Source organism: Novacetimonas maltaceti, assembly GCF_002906255.1.
Taxonomy (GTDB): domain Bacteria; phylum Pseudomonadota; class Alphaproteobacteria; order Acetobacterales; family Acetobacteraceae; genus Novacetimonas; species Novacetimonas maltaceti.
Genome location: NZ_POTC01000116.1, coordinates 1 through 2,714, shown reverse-complemented (window position 1 = coordinate 2,714; position 2,714 = coordinate 1). Strand labels below are relative to the sequence as shown.

The window sequence follows — 2,714 nt, the reverse complement described above, 5'->3', positions numbered from 1 at the left end:
ACCGGGAAAGCCGCTCTTCAACATCAAAAAAACCAGGCTGCTTCATATCGCCATTCCCTCAATCAACGCAGAAGAAATAGAATCATACAGAAGACCTCAAAACCAGGGGGTTTTTAGAACCCTCCAATTGTGCCTTGTCCCAGAATACAGGAATATTGATTCTCATCAAAAAACGATACTAAGTGATGATTTTGGAATGGGATTTTCCATGTATTGGATGTGGAAAAAACTCAATTTTTCATTCCTCTGCGATGGCCGCTATTTTGTTGATCGGTATTTGAACCATTTCGGTGGTGTCGCGGCAGCAAGGACCCCCGGTAAGCGTGGCCCAACTAAATGTCCTGATTTTATATGTTGGCAACCTGCTGGATCATTTCATGTAGTAGAGTGCAAGGGAACTCAGTCTGGTAATACTACCCATGCGAATCAGATAGCATCCGCTCAAGTTCAGAAGACAACAGTAAATTTTCCAGCAAGCAGACAAGGAGAAAAGCTTGCTTGTGGTATGAAAATTGAATTGGAGGGATCGAAAAGAAGAAGCGAGTTATTTGTTACGGATCCGGATTATAAGGTTGTATTGTCTGTCGATGAAGAAAGGCTCCCATTTGCTAATGATATTATGTGGAGAGGGTTTACAGCTCGTGCCTTGAGTGCATCAGGCCTTTCATCCACAGCCTTAGCTCTTTCAGAACCTGATACTGGTGAAATAGCTTCAAGAAGACCGAAAACCTCTAAAATAAAAAAAGAGGAATATGTGAACATAGATAAAAATAGAATCGAAAATGCCAAAAATGAATTAAATATTTTCAAAGGGAAGTCTTTATTTAGGAATGGAGGCAATAACTATACCGGAAGAGAACATTTATTTGACCTCCCGCTTCCTATCATATTCGGGGATGGGAAGGTGAGCTCTAGAGTAATGGTTAGGCAGGGTGTTAATACAAATATAATAAACGACATGAATCCAGAAAATTTTAAGGACATAAGAAGTAACGAAATTTCTGATAATCAACAATTTACGTCAGAGACCCACTCAAGTATATCGAGTATTTCTTTTGGTAATATTTTTAGATCAGAGATAGCTTTCCTGTGAAATAAAATTTTGAATGTTATTCAACAGAATAATCGTCTTATTTTTAAGGTATTATGTTGAAGTTTGTATTTAATTTTTAGTTTAAATTTATCAAAATGGGCATTTCCCATGTTGTATCGGGCGGCATCGGACCGTTTGCATCCCCCCCATCATGACCCTTCGAGCGTATCGGCTGGACAGGACGGCAGCACGTGCGCGAGGTAGCGCGAAAGCTGCGGCCCCAGTCCGTCAGAGGGAAAGATCCCGGCGATGTAACCGTCCGGACGCACGAGCACCCACTGACCGGGTTCGATCCCGTACGCTGCGGCGATATCGCCATCTTCGTCGACGAGTTCATGCCCCGCGCCAACGGTGACGATACGGACGCCCGCAATGGCCGAGGGCCGGTCGTGCGGCTGGTAGCCGAGCAGGGTCCAGTGAAACCCTTGAAAAACCGTGAACAGCCGTGTCTGTTGCCCCGCCTGCCCGCGACAGGGCGCATCGGGTGCGCGATCGCCCGCCTGCACCCTGCCGCCCACCGAACCGGGCGCGCTCAATGATGAGCCGCGATAGCTGAGGTCGAGCTGACGCGCTTCACGATCGCGCCGCATGGTGCCCTGCTTTGCTTCACCAAGCAGCCGCGTCGAGAGATGAAGCATGTTCGACGCGATCGGCCGGCGCTCCGCCTCGTAGCTATCAAGCAGCGCTTCCGGCGCACCCGCGAGCACGGAGGCCAGCTTCCAGCCGAGGTTATAGGCGTCCTGAACGCTGGTATTGAGACCCTGACCACCGGTTGGCGGGTGAACATGAGCGGCATCCCCCGCAATGAAGATGCGTCCAACCCGGTAGCGATCAGCCAGGCGTGCATTCATCGCATAAACCGAGGACCAGGACACCGAACGGACGGTGATGTCCTCTCTGCCGGTCCGGACCTCGATGAGCGCGGTCAGTCCGGCCGGAGACAGGTCGACCTCTCCCTCCAGTGCCACGGGCGCCTGAACCTGGAACAGATCGGTTCCCGCCAGTGGACAGATCATCACCTGTGTCGCCGGTGAACCGAGCTGGAAACGATGCCAGACGGACCGATCAAGACTCTCCAGCCGCACATCGGCAACAATCGCACGTACGCCCAGTGCTTCTCCCGGAAAACCAATAGCCAAGGCATGGCGCACGAAGCTGCGGCCGCCGTCGGTTCCGACGAGGAACCGGGCGCGGATCATATGCTCGCCGTTTTCCTCTCCCATCCTCGCCGTCACGCCATGTGCGTCCTGTGCAAATCCGGTCAGCCGTGTGCCGAAGCGAGGATGATGCCCAAGTTCGGCAAGCCGCTCCCGCATGACGGCTTCGGTTGCAAACTGCGGCAGCATCAGTGGCGCGGCATAAGGTTCGGCGGGAGTGGGGAAGACTTCCGCTTCCGTCAGAAGCGACACCTTATGGGTTCCATCAGGACGATACTGACATAGCGGCGGATAGGGTCCGCCTGCTGCCGCCACACGGTCGACGAAGCCGAGATCCTCGACGCGGAAATCTCACAGAAGGGTTGTACATCGGGTTAGATTATGAAAAAGTCTGTTTTGCACAAAAGAAATTTTCGTAAGCTATAAGAAAACCCGATGCAGACAGAGTGTAGCGCAGGCGCGTA

Annotated in this window: 1 protein-coding gene and 1 pseudogene; one reads left to right on the top strand and one right to left on the bottom strand. The window is 51.5% G+C overall.

What is annotated here, in order from left to right; translation table 11 throughout:
* A partial coding sequence (locus KMAL_RS17405) for a hypothetical protein (protein WP_180999863.1) occupies positions 1-1,093 on the top strand: 1,093 nt, incomplete at its 5' end.
* A gap of 149 nt (positions 1,094-1,242) precedes the next feature.
* On the opposite strand, the pseudogene KMAL_RS16430 reads toward KMAL_RS17405, so the two are convergent.
* Positions 1,243-2,580, bottom strand: a pseudogene (locus tag KMAL_RS16430) (FAD-dependent monooxygenase); the annotation flags it as partial.
* Between the last annotated feature and the right edge of the window lie 134 nt (positions 2,581-2,714).